The following is a 17,425-nucleotide window of genomic DNA, read 5'->3' on the forward strand; positions in this document are numbered from 1 at the left end:
AGGCATCAAGCAGCATCAACGCTGCTCGAAAGCGATGTGACCCGCGACGATCGTCGTACGCACGCGCGCCGGCAGTTCGTAGCCGAGAAACGGCGTGTTATGCCCCTGGCTCTTCAGCGCGCGCGGCTCGACGCGCCAGTGCCCGTTCGCATCGAACACGCACAGATCGGCAACCGCGCCCACGGCGACGCGCCCCGCCGGCAGCTTTAGCACATCGGCCGGCGATGCCGTGATGCGGTTCAACGCCTTCGCGAGCGGCACATTCGCTTCGCTCGCCCATTTCACCGTCAGCGACAAAAACAGTTCGAGCCCGGTCGCGCCCGGCGTCGCTTCGGCGAACGGCAGCAGCTTTTCGTCGTCATCGACGGGCGTGTGGTCAGAGCAGATCGCATCGATCGTGCCGTCGATGAGACCCGCGCGGATCGCTTCGCGATCGCGCTGCTGACGCAGCGGCGGATCGAGCCGGTATTGCGCATCGAAGTAGCCGATATCGACGTCGATCAGATGCACGTGATTCACGGTCACATCGCACGTGACGGGTAGCCCTTCAGCCTTCGCCGCGCGCATCAGTTCGACACCCGCCGCCGACGACACATGCGAAAGATGCACGCGTGCACCCGTCACGCGGACAAGTTCGAAAATCGTATGCAGCGCGATCGTCTCAGCCGAAACCGGCACGCCCGACAAACCGAGCCGCGAAGCCAGCGCGCCGCTCGCTGCCACACCGCCCTTCGCGAGATACGCATCCTGCGGACGCAGCCACACGGTATAGCCGTACGTGCTCGCGTACTGCAGCGCGCGCAGCAACACCTGCGTATCGACCACGGGCACATCAGCCTGCGAAAAGCCGATACAACCGGCTTCCGTCAGTTCGACCATTTCCGTGATCGTCGTGCCCTTCAGCCCTACAGTCAGCGCACCCAGCGGATACACATGCGCCTGATTGAGCTTGAGCGCGCGAAACTTGAGCATCTCGACGAGACCAGGCTCATCGAGCGTCGGATCGGTATCCGGCGGACACACGAGGCTCGTCACGCCGCCCGCGAGCGCCGCGGTCATTTCGGATTCGAGCGTCGCCTTGTGTTCGAAGCCCGGCTCCCGCAGACGCGCCGACAGGTCGACAAGACCCGGCGCAATCGATAACCCCTGGGCATCGATCGTCTTCGTGGCGTTGAAATCCGCCGGCGCCTGGCCGAGCGCGACGATCTTGCCCGCCGCGACGAATACGTCCTGCTGCTGTTCGGTGCCCGCTACCGGATCGATCAGCGTGCCACCCTGAATATGAATCTCCATTCGCTGCCTTATTCTGCGTTGCCTGTCGCTTGATTCGCTTGATTCAATCGCGCGCCGGGAGTCAATCGTTATTGCCGGCAACAATTCCCATCACGGCCATCCGCACCGCGATGCCGAACGTCACCTGATTCAGGATCACCGACTGCGGGCCGTCCGCCACCTGCGAATCGATTTCGACGCCACGGTTCATCGGGCCCGGGTGCATCACGATCGCATCGGGCTTCGCGAGCGCGAGACGCTCGGGCGTCAAGCCCCAGCTCTTGAAGTATTCCTGCGCCGAAGGCAGCAGCGCGCCGCTCATCCGCTCGTTCTGCAGACGCAGCATGATGATCACGTCGACGTCCTTCAGCCCTTCGTCAAGGTTGTGAAAGACGCGCACGCCCATCTGTTCGAGCCCGCCCGGCAGCAACGTACGCGGACCGATCGCGCGCACCTCAGGCACACCGAGCGTCGTCAACGCATGAATGTCCGAACGCGCGACCCGCGAATGCAGGATGTCGCCGACGATCGCCACGCGAAGATTCGTGAAATCCTTCTTGTAGTGACGGATCGTGTACATGTCGAGCAGACCCTGCGTCGGGTGTGCGTGACGTCCGTCGCCGGCGTTGATCACGTGCACGTGCGGCGCACAGTGCTCCGCGATCAGGTACGGCGCGCCGCTCGACGCGTGGCGCACGACGAACATGTCGGCATGCATCGCGGAGAGGTTGTTGATCGTGTCGAGCAGCGACTCACCCTTGCTCGCCGAAGACGCGTTGATGTTCAGATTGATCACATCCGCCGACAGACGCTTCGCGGCGATCTCGAACGTGGTGCGCGTGCGCGTCGAGTTCTCGAAGAAAAGATTGAACACCGACTTGCCGCGCAGCAGCGGCACCTTCTTCACCTCGCGGTCCGTCACGCTGACGAACTGCTCGGCCGTATCGAGAATGTGATTGACGATCGACTTCGGCAGACCTTCGATCGTCAGCAGATGTTTGAGCTCGCCGTTTTTCGTGAGCTGCGGGTTGCCCTTCAGGAAGCCGAAGCGGAATCGGTCCGCGGCGGCGCTGCTGTCGGTGGAACCTGGGGTTGCGGTGTTCATCGTGTACCTGACTTAAAACGTGTTCTTTGCCGTGGACTGACTGGCTCTGCCGCAAACGACCGCCGCGGCGACAGGCATCCGGTGTGTGCGATATGCACAATGCACGCGCTCAATCGGCGCGCGCTTCCGTGTGAAACGTGAACCTGGGATCGTCGCCTTCGCTGCGTGCAAGGACGAGCGTCGCATCGGCCGGCAACTCGACCGTTCCGCCGACAAAGCGCGCCGCTATCGGCAGTTCGCGCCCGCCGCGATCGGCGAGCACCGCCAGTTCAACCGAAGCCGGACGTCCGTAATCGTACAGTTCGTTCAGCGCGGCGCGCACGGTGCGGCCGGTGCCCAGCACGTCGTCGACGAGCACGATCCTGCGGCCGTCGACTTCGAATGGCAGCGACGTCGGGCTCGCCTGCGCGTGCAGGCCGCGCTTCGCGTAGTCGTCGCGATGCAGTGCCACATTGACGACGCCGAAGCTCGCCACGTTCAGGTCGCGCGCGAGCCGCTCCGCAAGCCACGCGCCGCCGCTGTAGATGCCGACGAGCACAACTGCGCCGTCAGCGCTGGCAGACGTTGCGTCCAACCCGGCGCCCAACTCTGCGCCATACGCCGCGCGAATCTGTTCGAGGACGGCGCGATACAGCGCCTCGGCGTCAATGGAACTCATGATCGGCGGGAAGTCCGTCTAGATATTGCTGGAGGATGATGCTGGCGGCCTCGGCGTCGAGCATGTCGGCGCGGCCTTTGCCGGCGCGGATTCCCGCTTTCGCTTCGACCGACGAATAGCGTTCGTCGACCCACGTCACCGGCAGATTGAAGCGGCCATTCAGCTGGTTGCCGAAGCGCTTCGCGAGTTGCGTCATTTCATGCGGCGTGCCGTCAGGATGCATCGGCAGACCGACGACGAGCGCGTCGGGCTTCCATTCGCCGATCAGTTTGCCGACGGCTTCGAAACGATATTCGCGGCTGCGGTTCTGTACGACGACGAGCGCACGCGCGTGACGCGTCAGCGAATTGCCGACGGCGACACCAATGCGTTTTTCGCCATAGTCGAACGCAAGGAGCGTCGCCTCACGTCCGGCCGCAATGCTCATGCGTGACCTGCTTCGCCGGATAGCATCGACAGGCTGATGCCGAGCAGCGACAGCGCCGCTTCGAGTCGTTCTTCAGCGGGCACGTCGAAGATGATCTTCGGGTCCGCTTCGACGGTCAGCCAGCCGTTCTTCGAGATTTCTTCCTCGAGCTGGCCCGCGCCCCAGCCGGCATGGCCGAGCGTGAGCAGAAAACGTTCCGGCCCCGTGCCACTGGCAACGGCTTCGAGCACATCTTTCGACGTGGTCATCTCAAGCCCGCCCGGCACCGACATCGACGACGTGTACGGCGTGCCGTCTTTCGGATCGTGCAGCACGAAGCCGCGCTCGGTTTGCACCGGGCCGCCGAAGTACACGGGAACATGCAGCAGAGGTTCGATCTCGAGCTTCAGATCGATGCGATTGAAGAGCGCCTCCAGATCGATATCGGTCGGCCGGTTGATGACGAGGCCGAGCGCGCCGCGCTCACTGTGATCGCAAAGGTAGACCACCGTGCCTGAAAATGTGGGATCCGCCATGCTAGGCATGGCAATCAGGAACTGGTTGGTCAGATTGATGCGATCGGTACTCTTGGACATAGTTCGGATTTTAGCAAAGACGGTGCGGGATGGCGGGCTTTCAGCGTACGCGGGAACGCGTGGATGAGGCGCGTGGGCGAGACGATTCGCAGGGCTCCGTCGACGGCGTGCATACTGCACTTTATCACGCGGTCAGCGGCTGCCTGTAAGGCTCTGTGTGGTTAACGGCACGTATCCGTCATCTAGCAGGGTTCGCGCCTGCCCGCTGCTGGTTCTCAGGGTCAGGCCGCGCCGGCCCGCGCCCCATCTGGCGCGCCACCCTGCTCGATTGCACGCGTCAGCGCGGCAAGCGCGGCGCTGCTGTCGGCGGGCGCAACACCTGCCGCTATTTTGTGCAGCATCGCCCGCAACGCCTCGGCGGCATGATCGAGCGACCGGGCGTCCGGCGCATCGACGATCGTGTGCGAACGGACGGCCGGCGTCGTCACACCCGCGTGCGCGCGACGCCGCCACGCCAGCCCAAGCGCATCCGCCAGCAACGCGACGTGGCCCAGCCCCAGCGCGCAGGCGGCCGAGCCGAGACGATACGCAGCATCACCCGCCTGCAGCGCGGCGCCGGGATCAGCTTTCTCGGGATTGTCGGCCTGACGGGCATGGTCCGAAAGCGCCGCGATTGACGCATCCGCGGTCTGCAGGAAATCTTCATACGCATGCGCGTTGACTGTCAGGACGCCGAGATCGCGCGTCCGCGCGGTGCGCGCCGCGGCGGCAGCTTCAGCCTGCGCGGCTTCGGCTTCCCACAACGCCTCCGACGCCTGCGTACCCGCCACGTGCCAATCGACCGTCAGACCATAGTCATGCAGCAGCTCGACCTGATCGGCATCTTCCGCTGACGCGCCAAACAGCGCGAAGTCACGCCAGAGCGTGGCGAGCGTCGCCCGCACGAGCGAGCGCGGCGCGAGCGGCGTGCCGCGGGCGTGATCGGCGAAGACGAGATTGCAGCGCGCGTAGAAATGACGGGCGTCGGCGTCGCCGGTTGTGTGGCCGCTCGCGCGGAGCGCGCGGGCACACGCGGTGGCAAGCCGCCAGAAATCGTAGGGATCGGGGCCGGCGGCTTCGGCGAGACACGCCTCGAGTTCATCGAGCGCGCCGTGAATGTCCGGGGGAGGCGCGCCCTCGCGCTGATGTGCTCGCAGAACGGGCAGCAGCGCGCGCTCATAGCGGGCACGCAGATGCGCAAGCGTGTTCGTCGGCTGGGCATGCAGTGTGACGGGCGGCACAGGCCGGGCGGCAAGCGCCAGATCTTCGAACGTAACGCTGAAGCCGGGCGTGTGCTGCGCGACCTGCTGGCTCAGCACCTGATAGTGCGCGAAAAGCGATGGCGAACACGACAGTTCGCGTAGATTGTGTCGCCCGACGGCCGTGCGGAAAACGTCCAGCGCTTCGCCAAACGCGGTATGGCTGCCATCGACATGCGGAACATCGGCCTGCTGCGCCATCGAAGACGCCAGCGCGAGTGCATTCGCGAAACGATGCGCCGCCAGCCAGCCCGCCTCACGCAACGCGCGCGCGGCCTGCAGCAGTGGCGCAGTCGCGTCGACGCGCTGGACGAATGCGAGTTGCGCTTCCGCGAGCGCAGCTTCCGCGCTGCGAACCACACCGCCGCGGGAATTGGGCAAAGCTTCGAAGGGGTCGGTGGTAGCGTAGCGAAGGGCCATGGATGGTCGACGAAGACACCTGCGAACCCGTCTGCGAACACGCCCACGACAATGACACGCGGCAAATGCTGCGCGTCACGCATCGGCGCGCTGACGGTACGATGAGCACTACCCTTGCGACACGGCGAATAGGGCGACGTTCCTGTTGCTCCGTGTCCGATGCCAGGCCGGCGGCCACTGCAGGCATGCGCCGTCACCCCGGGCATCTCAAGCGTCAAGCATCAGACGCAATGCAACCGACCGGCGAACCAGTCAGATCTGGACCATCTCGAAGTCTTCCTTGCGGGCACCGCATTCCGGGCAGGTCCAGTTGATCGGCACATCTTCCCAGCGGGTTCCAGGCGCGATGCCTTCATCTGGCAAACCGGCTTCTTCGTCGTAGATCCAGCCGCAGATCAGGCACATCCAGCTTTGATATTCCATTCTTATGCCGCGTCGAAAAGTCAAAAAAGTCGGTTGAATCAGGACCATGATGGTACCGTGTTGCCGCCCCACTGCCTAGCAATCCAGGTCCGGCGCGAGCGTGATCCTGATCAATCGGGGCGCGAATCCGTGCTGCCGTGCAAAAAAACGCCCTGGCATTAGATTAGGCCGCATAATTGGGGCAACGTCGGGCCTTGCGCCCGGCACCCTTTTTTGATCAATCCAGCAAGATTTTCATGCCCAGCGACACTCCTCCGATCGTCCTCACCTTCGGCCTCTCCGATCCGACCGGCGGCTCCGGCATCCAGGCGGATCTGATGACGCTGGCCAGCATGGGATGCCATGGCGTCTCCGTGCTTACGGGCTATACCGTGCGTGATTCGGCGAGTTGCGACGAAGTCACCGGCCTCGACCCTGAGGTGGTCGCCACCCAGGCGCGGATGCTGCTCGAAGACATGCCGATCGCGGCATTCAAGGTCGGTGCAGCGACGCGCGCCGAAGTAGTGAGCGCGATCGCCGAAGTAGTCGCCGACTACGACGACATTCCGCTGATTCTCGCGCCCGACTTCACGCTCGACGACGAACACGTGCTTGCCGCCGATGAACTGCGCGAAGCCATCGCCGATCTGCTCGCACCGCAAACCACGCTGCTCGTCGCCGATTTCGCGACGCTGCTCGCACTCGCGCAGCCCGACGGCGACGCCGAAGCGCCGAGTCTCGATGCAGCGATTTCCCATTTGCTGTCGCAAGGGTGCGAGTACATCCTGTCGACGGAAACGGGCACGCATCGTCTGGTCAATACGCTTTTCAGCGAAGACGGCCAGTTGCGTCAGGACATGTGGGATCGTGGCGCCAATCGCATCATGGGCATCACCGACACGCTCGGCGCGGCAATCGCTGCACTGCTCGCCAATGGCCAGGATCCGGCCGAAGCCGTGCGCGAGGCGCAGGAGTATCTGTATCAGGCCACGCGCGCCGCGTTTCGTCCCGGTATGGGCGCGTACATGCCCGATCGCTTCTTCTGGGCGCGCAGCAACGAAGACGAAGAGACGCCGCGCGCAAGCGGCAAGGACGCGCCGTCGGACGAAGCGCGTCACTGAGCTGTTCTGCTGGGCCCAGCGCGTGACGGTTTGACCAAGAGCGCGACAAGCCCCGTCCTTCAGGGGCGAGGAAGGATAGCGCGGACGCCATAGGCGTCCTTTGCAGCGGTTAATGCGGCGTTTGCTGCTGTTCGATGTACTGGCGTATTACAGCGATAGGCGCTCCGCCGCAGCTTCCGGCGAAGTAGGACGGCGACCAGAGTGCGCCCCCCCACAGTTTTTTGCGGATGCTGGGGTACTGTTTCTGCCGGATCATGCGGCTGGACACGCCCTTGAGACTGTTCACCAGCGATGACACGGAAACCTTGGGCGGGTAATTCACCAGCAGGTGAACGTGGTCGTCTTCGCCGTCGAACTCGACCAGTTCAGACTCGAAGTCGATACAGACGCTGGCGAAGATAGCGCGCAGATCATCCAGAATCGCCTTGGTGAACACCTCGCGGCGATACTTGGTCACAAAGACCAAATGGACGTGCATCAGAAATACGCAATGTCTGCCGTGCCGAATGTCGTTGTCGTTGCTCATAGGCCAAACTATAATCGCGCCATGCAGCGCCTCCAATCCTTCAAATACGAACTCATGCCCGACGGTGGCCAGCAGCGCCAGATGCGCCGCTTCGCCGGGGCGTGCCGTTTCGTGTACAACAAGGCACTGGCGATGCAGAAGGAGAATTACGAGGCAGGTGGCAAGTTCATCGGTTATGTCCCGATGGCGAAGCATCTGACTGCGTGGCGCAACGGGAGTGAAACGCCCTGGCTCAAGGATGCCCCGACCCATCCGCTGCAGCATGCGCTCAAAGACCTGGAGCGCGCGTACAGGAACTTCTTCGCCAAACGCGCGGCGTTCCCCCGCTTCAAGAAGAAGGGGCAAGGCGACAGCTTCCGCTACCCCGACCCGAAACAGATTAAGCTCGATCAAGCCAACAGCCGGATATTCCTACCCAAGCTTGGCTGGCTGCGCTACCGCAATAGTCGCGACGTGCTTGGAGCGGTGCGCAATGCGACCGTGAGCCTCTCGGGCGGCAAGTGGTTCGTCTCGATCCAGACAGCCCGCGAGGTCGATGCGCCTATACCGCAGGCAGCAAGCGCCGTGGGTATCGATGTGGGTATTGCCCGCTTTGCTACGTTCAGCGATGGTGCCTACCTCGCGCCGCTCAACAGCTTCAAGAAGCACGAGGCACGTCTGCGCCGCTATCGGCGTGCGATGAGCCGCAAGATCAATTTCAGCAGTAACTGGAAGAAGGCAAAAGCCCGGGTGCAGCGTATCCACGCCTGTATCGGCAATGCCCGCCGCGACTACCTGCACAAGGTCACACACACGATCAGTCAAAACCACGCGATGGTGTGTATCGAGGACTTGCAGGTGAGCAACATGTCGCGCTCAGCAGCAGGCAGCACCGAGCAGCCTGGTAAAAACGTTCGGGCCAAGTCCGGCCTGAACAAGGCGATTCTCGATCAGGGATGGTTCGAGTTCCGTCGTCAACTAGAGTACAAGCTGGCATGGACAGGTGGATACCTCGTTACGGTGCCGCCGCAGCATACAAGCCGTACCTGCCCGTGTTGTGGCCACGTCTCGGCGGAGAATCGCACGACGCAGGCGAAATTCAGGTGCGTTGCGTGCGATTACGAGAATCACGCCGATGTGGTCGGTGCGATCAATGTTTTAGAGCGCGGACAGCGCTTGTTTGCCTGTGGAGGCATGGCGCGGTCAGGCCATCCGATGAAGCAGGAACCCGCCGAAGCGACTGCGCAACTCATCGCGTAGCGCCGTAGGAATCCCCTGCATTTATGTAGGGGAGGATGTCAAGGGACGCCAAGCGGGGCAAGGCTGATTGAAGGGCGCTGACCGAAATCTGCGCCCTTTTTTATACGTTTCGGCGTAAAAATCTGAGACAAGTTAAGGAATTCGCGGCGCGGCTTTCTAGTTTTGGCGCTGGTCAAGCGCCAGTCATACCGTTTTCAACTTGTTGCACAGATGTCGTTCGGGAGAGCGCTCAGAAGAGCTGCGCGTAGGCGTTCAAATCAAGGCAGCGGTATCCGTCCTTCTCAAGACCGGATGTCTCATTTCTAGAGAATGACGGCGAAAATAGCACCTTTTCGACTTCCCAGCCGGTGAGCTTACGCCCCTCTACGGTCGACATGAATCCCGCTATGTGACTCTCGAAGGCGGCCAGCGCGCCGTTGTCGTGTGCACTCGCGCTTCGCTTGCAGGAGCCGAAACGCACACGTTTGTCCTCGCTGTTCAATGCCACGACGTCAATCTCGACAAGCCGGTCGATTGAACGAGCGCGGTTCCAAAATCCGACCTCTATAGAAGTTATGGGAAAGTCCCCCTTACCCTTTCTCGAACACTCGACGTGCAGCTGCCGGATGAGCTTCTCGAACGCAATACCCTCAAGCGTTTCGCTACGAGGTTTGGCTTTTTCCAGCACCCGCTCGCGAAGCTGCATTCGCGCCGCGTCTCGCGCGGGCCGGACAACAGCAATCCACGCCTGCAAGAAGTTATCCGTCACGTAGTATCTGGCGTTGCGGCTGCGACTGTCCGAGAACACAGGATGGCGCCGGTCAATCATCCCGTAGTTGTCGACCAGCTTCTTGAGCTGTGCGCCCAATGAGCGGCCCGTGTCGGTCGGAGACTGCATGCTCGCTACGAGTTCGTTGTGGCCGGTGCCCGGGTGGTCCGCCACGAAGTGCAGGATGGAGAGCAATTGTCCTTTCATCTCGCGCAGGAACGAGGTGTCCGCTTCTTCCGAGAGCGGGCTACCTTCGTTCAGGAACAGGCGGACAAGAAGCTCGTTGCGCAGCCGGTCGGAGGAAGCATCGAAAAGCCCTTGTCCGTAGGCATCTCTGTAGAACTTCGGTACGCCCTCAAAGTAGGTCCACAAGAGGAGCCACTGGTACGGGTCTTCCAGGCCATGGTCGTTGTACACGGCAAGCAGGTCTTCGAAATCCCAGTGGTCGAGACGAAAGGAGTGGGTCAGTCTGCCGTACAGAGGAGCCGCCTTATCGTCGAGCAGAGCGCTCATCTCGGATTGCAATGAGCCCAGCACGAAGAGGCCGCCGCTCTTCGATTCACGGAGGACGTCTACCTCGGCCTGCAGGAACGAGTTGAACGCGGCAAGCTGTGGAGAAGTGAAATACTGGAATTCGTCCAGAACCACGATGATGCCGGCGCGGTTCATCGTAGCGATTGCGCGCGCCATTGACGCGAAGTCGTGCACGTCATTTGCCAGTGCCTGAACGGTATTCGAGAGACTGTCCTGCAGCGCGCGCCGGAACTGGCTGGCGACATCTATCTGGTCGGAGTCGGGAATCTGGACGTAGAAGAGGCGCTCGGCAAGCGTTTCGTTGGCGCGCGCCAGTTCCCGCAGAAGCGTCGTCTTGCCAATGCGACGGCGGCCCTGAATCCGGCAGAAGAACCATCGCGGCTGCTCGAGCAGTCCGCGCAACTGGTCTAGCGTGCCGCGCCGACCGTAAAAACGCCAATCCGCCATACCGCCCCCGTAAATTTGCGTACTAAATTGTACGCAAATTTATACATCGTCGCAAACCGTTGAATTTAAAAGATAAACATGAGTCAACTCGTGTCCATCGGAAGGGCTGCAACGGCGACAGGGCACGATCGCGCCACGGCACTCAGTTCACGACTGATATATTAAAAAATAGCGTACTTTTTGGTACGCTATTTTTATCGAGGGAATATGTTATTGATTCGGAGTGAAAAAAATGCAAACCTGCGTGGCAGAGCTTCTTCCGCATGCAGGATAAAGGCCGCCGCCAATGAAGGCTGGGCCAAGAGGTTTGGTCTTGGCCGGGCAGTCGAAGAATACCGGATCCGTCGCCAATAGGATTGGCGTCGCGCGCAAAGAATTTGTCGGCGGCTTTTTTTTGGGCGGGGCGGAGACTGTGATTGGTCGCCAGCAGAAAATTCTTCGAACAAGAAAATGCCCCGGAAGTCTATGACGTAAGGGGCATCCGAGGGAATCACAGCCGCTTCATTAACACGTTAAGTGAAGGGCTGGGCATTTCTGCGAGTTTTTCGTTTCGGGGAGCGCTCCTTTCGAGGCGCGCCCCGCATGTGTTTCGAGCTGAAGCCTTTGCAGGCTCCAGGCGAAATTACATGTCCATGCCCATGCCGCCCATGCCGCCGGGCATACCGCCGCCCATCGGAGCATCTTCCTTCGGCAGTTCGCAGACAGCTGCGTCCGTCGTCAGCAGGAGACCTGCGACCGAAGCTGCGTTTTGCAGCGCCGTGCGCGTCACCTTCGTCGGGTCCACAACACCTGCGTCGACCAGGTCGACGTACTCGCCGGTTGCTGCGTTGTAGCCGTAGTTGCCCTTGCCTGCTGCAACTGCTGCCACCACGACGCTGGCTTCTTCGCCACCGTTCGTGACGATCTGGCGCAGCGGTTCTTCCATCGCGCGCAGCACGATCTTGATACCTGCGTCCTGATCGGCGTTAGCGCCCTTCAGACCAGCGATTGCCGAGCGTGCGCGGATCAGCGCAACACCGCCACCGGCCACGATGCCTTCTTCCACAGCTGCGCGCGTTGCGTGCAGTGCGTCTTCGACACGTGCCTTCTTTTCCTTCATTTCGACTTCGGTCGCAGCACCGACCTTGATCACTGCAACGCCGCCAGCCAGCTTGGCCACGCGCTCCTGCAGCTTTTCACGGTCGTAGTCCGACGTTGCTTCTTCGATCTGCGTGCGCACCTGCTTCACGCGTGCTTCGATCGTTGCTGCTTCGCCAGCGCCGTCGATGATCGTCGTGTTTTCCTTGCCCACTTCGATACGCTTCGCCTGGCCCAGTTCAGCCAGCGTTGCCTTTTCGAGCGTCAGGCCGGTTTCTTCAGCGATGACCTGGCCACCCGTCAGGATAGCGATGTCTTCGAGCATCGCCTTGCGACGGTCGCCGAAGCCCGGCGCCTTCACAGCAACGGTCTTCAGGATGCCACGGATGTTGTTCACCACCAGCGTTGCCAGTGCTTCGCCTTCGACGTCTTCAGCGATGATCAGCAGCGGACGGCCAGCCTTTGCAACTTGCTCGAGCACCGGGAGGAGGTCACGAATGTTCGAAACCTTCTTGTCGTGCAGCAGCACGAACGGGTTTTCGAGCACAGCAACCTGCTTGTCCGGGTTGTTGATGAAGTACGGCGACAGGTAGCCGCGGTCGAACTGCATACCTTCGACGACGTCGAGTTCGTCTTGCAGCGACTTGCCGTCTTCAACGGTGATGACGCCTTCCTTGCCGACCTTGTCCATCGCTTCAGCGATGCGGTCACCGATCGACGAATCGCTGTTAGCCGAAATCGCGCCAACCTGGGCGATTTCCTTGTTCGTCGTGCACGGCTTGCTGATCTTGCGCAGTTCTTCGATCGCGGCCGTCACAGCCTTGTCGATACCGCGCTTCAGGTCCATCGGGTTCATGCCCGATGCAACGTACTTCATGCCTTCGCGAACGATCGATTGCGCGAGAACGGTTGCCGTCGTCGTGCCGTCGCCTGCGTTATCGCTGGTCTTGGAAGCAACTTCCTTGACCATTTGCGCGCCCATGTTCTGGAGCTTGTCTTTCAGTTCGATCTCTTTCGCGACCGACACACCGTCCTTCGTGACCGTCGGGCCGCCGAAGCTGCGTTCCAGGACCACATTGCGGCCCTTCGGACCCAGCGTGACCTTCACAGCGTTCGCGAGGATGTTCACGCCTTCAACCATCTTGGCACGGGCGGAATCACCGAATACGACGTCTTTAGCTGCCATCTTCAAACTCCTTGAATTCTTTGGGATATAACCGGGATTTCAGCGATTTTTCGCTTACTTCTGCACCACGGCCATAATGTCTTCTTCGCGCATCACCAGCAGTTCGTTGCCGTCGACCTTAACGGTCTGGCCAGCGTACTTGCCGAACAGGACGCGATCACCCACCTTCACGTCGAGCGCAATCTGTGCACCCTTGTCGTCACGCTTGCCCGGGCCGACTGCGAGGATTTCGCCTTGATCCGGCTTTTCCGCTGCGGCTTCGGGGATCACGATGCCCGACGCGGTCTTGGTTTCTTGATCCAGACGTTTGACGATCACGCGATCATGCAAAGGACGAAGGTTCATACATACTCCTCTCTTGATTGAGACTGAAGAACGCTGAGAAAACCCGGCTGGCAGGGCCAACCGGAAATGTTGTTAGCACTCTCGTGCAGCGAGTGCTAATTATATGGACGGGTGGTGACAAATTCAAGAAGGGGTTTGGCGGGTTTCCGAATGTCGAGATTCACTTAACTTTGAACTTTGTTCACTTAAGTTTGAACTCGCGACCTACGCCCGGATGCCGAGATGTCGTTATTTCCATATAAAAACAATCACTTAGAATAAAACGCTCTGTTCTGCCTTGTCGTACGTGGGGCATGACACCGAGTCGTTCTTAGCGGTATCCGCCCGCAAATCTTGATGGCTGACGTTCACGCCAGGGCAAACCCCGAGAAGATCACACTCCTCGTCATGCTCGGGGATCTCGAAATGATCACGCGAGCACAGCCCCCGCCATCTTATCGTTCTCCGTGACCAGCTTTTCAGACTGAAAGATCTCCGGAAATCTTTTTCCCTCAGACAAATTTCATCTGGAGGCACTACCATGCTGCTCGACCGGATCCCAGATGCCGGACAATGATCCCGAAGGCATGTGGGTATATCTGCGCCCCCCAGCGCGAAGAGCGAACGTGCCGTCAACTATCAAAAACAAAAGAGCTGGATGAGAGGGCACACAATGGCATCCCCGAATGGATTTGAGCGTGGCTCAGAATGGCGGCAATGGGATCTACATGTCCACACGCCGGCATCATTTCACTGGCAAGGAGCCAAATTTGACGCCGATTCAAACTCTGCGAGCAATCGGTCTCTCGTCGACGAAATGATTGTCGCTATGAATGCTGCGGAGCCCGCGGTTTTTGCGTTGATGGACTACTGGACCTTTGACGGCTGGTTCGCGTTGAAGCGTCGACTCAAGGAGGCCGGAGCACCGCAGCTGCACAAGAAGGTCTTTCCGGGGATCGAACTGCGCCTCATGGCACCGATGAGGTCACCAAACGGACGCCTTAACGCGCACGTTCTGTTTTCAGATGAAATTCCGGATCAAATGCTTCACGATTTCAAGGCTGCTCTTCGTGTCGCCATCATTGACCGCCCTCTCTCGAACGACGCACTTGCCTCACTGGCACGCCACTCGTCAGAAGATATTCTGAAGGTCCACGCCTTCAAGAAGATCGACATGGCAGACGACGCCAAGGCGCTCTACGCTGGAGCCTCGATGGCAGAAATTACTGCGGAGAGCTACCGCGATGCAATTGAACAAGTAGAGGACGGATTGGCGATTGGCTTCATGCCGTACGACACGAGCGACGGCTTGGCCGAAGTCAAATGGCAAGACCACTACGCCTACTTCATCGGACTCTTTAAGTCATCGCCGATCTTCGAGTCTCGCGACCCACATCTTCGTAGCTGTTTCGTCGGGGAGGAGACCGACAAGAACAAGGCTTTTTTGGAGAAATTCCAGGAAGGTCTCGATAATGTTCCCCGTCTCGTTGTTTCTGGCAGTGACGCACATTGTTTCGTTGGTGTTAAAGGCGACAACGACAGGCGCGGCTATGGTGACTACCCGTCCGGTAAGATAACCTGGATAAAAGCTGACCCGACCTTCCAGGGACTCCAACAGGCTATTTGGGAACCGGCCAAACGTTCCTTCATTGGTCTGCGTCCACCGAAACAACTCGAAATCGAGACGAACAAGACGTTCTTCATTGATCGAGTGTCGGTCAGCAAACAAGTGTTGACGGCTCCCGGTTCGTGGCTCGACGGCGCCAACTTGCCGCTCAATCCTGATCTCGTCGCCATCATCGGCAACAAGGGAAGCGGCAAGAGCGCACTCGCCGATGTGATTGCCCTTCTCGGAAACTCCCGCCAGAAGCTCCACTTCTCGTTTTTACAGAAGAACCGCTTTCGCGGAAAATCAGGTGACCCTGCGAAAAACTTCGCGGGGAAGCTAACGTGGCTAGACTCGACTGAAGAAACCCGCAACCTGAACGACGATCCGCCGGCCGATAAGGTGGAAATGGTTCGCTATATCCCGCAGGGCCACTTTGAAGATCTCTGCAACGCTCACGTGAGCGGCAGTTCGAATGCGTTCGAAAGGGAGCTTCGCGCAGTCATCTTCTCTCACGCTGGCGAAGCCATTCGACTTGGCGCACTTGACTTCGATCAACTGATCGATCAGCAGGAGAGCGGCTTTCGTATCCAGCTGAATGACTTTCGGAAGGACCTCCACCGGATTAACCAAGAGATCACCGCCTTCGAAGAGCAGCTTCAACCAAACGTCAAGAGTGCGCTACAAGAAATCCTCCTCGTCAAGACCCGTCAGATCGATGAGCACAACAAACTCAAACCGACCGTTGTGCCGAAGCCTGCAGCCGAACTAACGTCCGAACAGCAAGACGCCGCGACGCAACTCGAATCCATTGCGGTCAAGTTGAAGGCACTCGAAGAGGCCGCTGCAGCGAACAGCGCTCGCGAGCTAGCGCTGGCCGGAAAACTCAAGGCCATCCAAAACGTTCGCGAACGACTCCGTGTCTTAGAGCGTGCACACAAGCAGTTCGTCGAAGACACCACTAAGGATCTCGGCGTCCTCGGATTGGCGCCGGAGCAACTGGTCACCCTCAAGGTAAGCGCACAAGCGTTGGACGATATCGAGCGTTCGATTCCAGATGGACTAACAAAGCTCAAGACCGATACCGACGCAGGTGTGGAACAAAGGGGCAAGCTGGCAACTGATCAGATCGCCTTGAATGCAAAGCTGAATGCACCCCAATTGGTTTACCAGCAAAACCTCCAAGCCCTCGAAACTTGGAACGCAAAGCTTGCTGAACTGACCGGAGCACCTGATGCTCCCGACTCACTACTCGGTTTACAAGCACGCATCAAGCAACTTGACGAGCTGCCAGCACACCTCGCCGCTCACCGCGAATTACGACACAAACTGACCGGAGAAATTTTTGGCGTTCTTGACGCGCAGCGCAAGGCTCGTGAAGACCTCTTCAAACCTGTCCAAGACCTGATTCAAGGCAATAACCTGATTCGCGAGGAATACAAACTTCAATTTCAGGCCACGCTTGGTGGATCGGCAGATGTGATCGCCGCCGCGCTGTTTGACCTTATTAAGCAAAACACCGGTGAGTTCCGGGGAACCGATGAAGGCTACGCGGTCGTTCGCGCGCTGACGGACAAGTACGACCTAAACAAACGTGCCGATGTGCAAGACTTTGTCTCCGAACTGCATACGAAAGTCGCGGCGGCCGCTGCTGGGGGCAAGTCAGCCATTGGCATCGTGCCACTGCTTCGGAAAGACAAAACTGCGACGGACGTTTACGACCTTCTTTTCGGACTCTCATTCCTAGAACCGCGCTACTCGTTGTTATTTCAGGAGACGCAGATTGAACAGCTGTCGCCTGGACAGCGCGGCGCGCTACTCTTGATCTTTTATCTATTGGTTGATAAGGGACGCAACCCGATCATTCTCGACCAGCCCGAGGAGAATCTCGACAACGAGACAGTAGTAAGTCTACTTGTACCCGTCCTCACCGAGGCCAAGAAACGGCGGCAAATAATCATGGTCACTCACAATCCAAATCTCGCCGTCGTCTGCGATGCAGAGCAAGTCATCTGGTCCAGCTTCGATCGCAAGAAGGGTTCCACCATATCCTATGTAGCCGGAGCGATCGAGAATCCCGCGATCAACGGGCATGTGGTGAATGTGCTTGAAGGAACGATGCCTGCCTTCAACAATCGTCGGACTAAGTACCACACAGTCGCCTCGTAGATTGACAATACAGAGCCAAGTGCGCGCGCCGCTGCTTAGGGCGGATCAAGCGGACTTCCCGCCGATATTGCAACATTAACGAACTTCCTTCATTCATCGGTCGGCTTTGTGCCCGAGTTCTGGTGACCGTCTCGGGAGCGCGAGAATACTTGTCACGCGTTGCACAGTACTCTATTGGACTGATTGAGGGACGACATGTCATGCGGGGACTGGCCACTGAATCGTATACCTACAGCGCAGCAGACGACGAGCCCAGCCGCCGTACCCGATGAGTCAAGATTGCGACATCTCACGCTCGCCGGTTACGCAACAGGTAAACACTAGATGCGCCCGAAGCTCCATCGCGGCCGC

At 59.7% G+C, this 17,425-nt stretch carries 14 protein-coding genes; 3 read left to right on the forward strand and 11 right to left on the reverse strand.

Annotation, left to right across the window (positions count from 1 at the left end):
* Positions 1-15: 15 nt before the first annotated feature.
* From P3T16_RS11235 to P3T16_RS11265, 7 genes are all read right to left on the reverse strand, one after another.
* Positions 16-1,293, reverse strand: coding sequence for a dihydroorotase (locus tag P3T16_RS11235; RefSeq protein WP_429342340.1), 1,278 nt, complete (start codon positions 1,291-1,293; stop codon positions 16-18).
* A 61-nt stretch (positions 1,294-1,354) separates the two neighbouring features.
* Positions 1,355-2,377 (reverse strand): aspartate carbamoyltransferase catalytic subunit, encoded by a 1,023-nt coding sequence (locus tag P3T16_RS11240; protein WP_429342341.1) that lies wholly within the window; start codon positions 2,375-2,377, stop codon positions 1,355-1,357.
* Positions 2,378-2,486: 109 nt separating this feature from the next.
* Entirely contained in the window at positions 2,487-3,035 is a 549-nt protein-coding gene (gene pyrR / locus P3T16_RS11245; RefSeq protein WP_429342342.1) for a bifunctional pyr operon transcriptional regulator/uracil phosphoribosyltransferase PyrR, read from the reverse strand.
* Positions 3,022-3,462 (reverse strand): Holliday junction resolvase RuvX, encoded by a 441-nt coding sequence (gene ruvX, locus P3T16_RS11250; protein ID WP_429342343.1) that lies wholly within the window; start codon positions 3,460-3,462, stop codon positions 3,022-3,024. The genes pyrR and ruvX overlap by 14 nt, the downstream gene beginning before the upstream one ends.
* On the reverse strand, positions 3,459-4,037 hold the full coding sequence (locus P3T16_RS11255) for a YqgE/AlgH family protein (protein WP_429342344.1): 579 nt from the start codon (positions 4,035-4,037) through the stop codon (positions 3,459-3,461). The genes ruvX and P3T16_RS11255 overlap by 4 nt, the downstream gene beginning before the upstream one ends.
* 221 nt (positions 4,038-4,258) lie before the next feature.
* Positions 4,259-5,695 carry a hypothetical protein gene (locus P3T16_RS11260; protein ID WP_429342345.1) on the reverse strand — a complete coding sequence of 479 codons (1,437 nt, stop codon included), beginning with the start codon at positions 5,693-5,695 and terminating at the stop codon, positions 4,259-4,261.
* 252 nt (positions 5,696-5,947) lie between these two features.
* Positions 5,948-6,166: a rubredoxin gene (locus P3T16_RS11265; RefSeq protein ID WP_429259770.1), complete on the reverse strand. Its 219-nt coding sequence runs from the start codon at positions 6,164-6,166 to the stop codon at positions 5,948-5,950.
* Between the two features lie 188 nt (positions 6,167-6,354).
* Here P3T16_RS11265 and P3T16_RS11270 point away from each other — a divergent pair, with 188 nt between their 5' ends.
* Positions 6,355-7,218, forward strand: a complete 864-nt coding sequence (locus tag P3T16_RS11270; protein WP_429342346.1) for a hydroxymethylpyrimidine/phosphomethylpyrimidine kinase — start codon at positions 6,355-6,357, stop codon at positions 7,216-7,218.
* Positions 7,219-7,327: 109 nt separating this feature from the next.
* Here P3T16_RS11270 and tnpA read toward each other — a convergent pair whose 3' ends face one another.
* Positions 7,328-7,744 (reverse strand): IS200/IS605 family transposase, encoded by a 417-nt coding sequence (gene tnpA / locus P3T16_RS11275; RefSeq protein WP_429342347.1) that lies wholly within the window; start codon positions 7,742-7,744, stop codon positions 7,328-7,330.
* A gap of 21 nt (positions 7,745-7,765) precedes the next feature.
* Here tnpA and P3T16_RS11280 point away from each other — a divergent pair, with 21 nt between their 5' ends.
* A complete protein-coding gene (locus tag P3T16_RS11280; RefSeq protein ID WP_429342522.1) occupies positions 7,766-8,983 on the forward strand; it encodes an RNA-guided endonuclease InsQ/TnpB family protein in 1,218 nt (405 codons plus the stop codon).
* Between the two features lie 229 nt (positions 8,984-9,212).
* On the opposite strand, the gene P3T16_RS11285 is transcribed toward P3T16_RS11280, so the two are convergent.
* The 3 genes from P3T16_RS11285 to groES form a co-directional block, all read right to left on the reverse strand.
* Entirely contained in the window at positions 9,213-10,712 is a 1,500-nt protein-coding gene (locus tag P3T16_RS11285; protein ID WP_429342348.1) for an ATP-binding protein, read from the reverse strand.
* A gap of 622 nt (positions 10,713-11,334) precedes the next feature.
* On the reverse strand, positions 11,335-12,975 hold the full coding sequence (gene groL / locus P3T16_RS11290) for a chaperonin GroEL (RefSeq protein ID WP_228874555.1): 1,641 nt from the start codon (positions 12,973-12,975) through the stop codon (positions 11,335-11,337).
* Positions 12,976-13,029: 54 nt separating this feature from the next.
* The gene (gene groES, locus P3T16_RS11295; protein WP_007178996.1) at positions 13,030-13,320 is read right to left on the reverse strand and encodes a co-chaperone GroES; all 291 of its coding nucleotides are present in this window, start codon (positions 13,318-13,320) and stop codon (positions 13,030-13,032) included.
* Between the two features lie 652 nt (positions 13,321-13,972).
* On the opposite strand from groES, the gene P3T16_RS11300 reads away from it, so the two are divergent.
* Positions 13,973-17,074: a TrlF family AAA-like ATPase gene (locus tag P3T16_RS11300; protein WP_429342349.1), complete on the forward strand. Its 3,102-nt coding sequence runs from the start codon at positions 13,973-13,975 to the stop codon at positions 17,072-17,074.
* Positions 17,075-17,425 lie beyond the last annotated feature (351 nt).

It is taken from the genome of Paraburkholderia sp. GAS42 (genome assembly GCF_050436565.1).
In the GTDB taxonomy this organism is placed as follows: domain Bacteria; phylum Pseudomonadota; class Gammaproteobacteria; order Burkholderiales; family Burkholderiaceae; genus Paraburkholderia.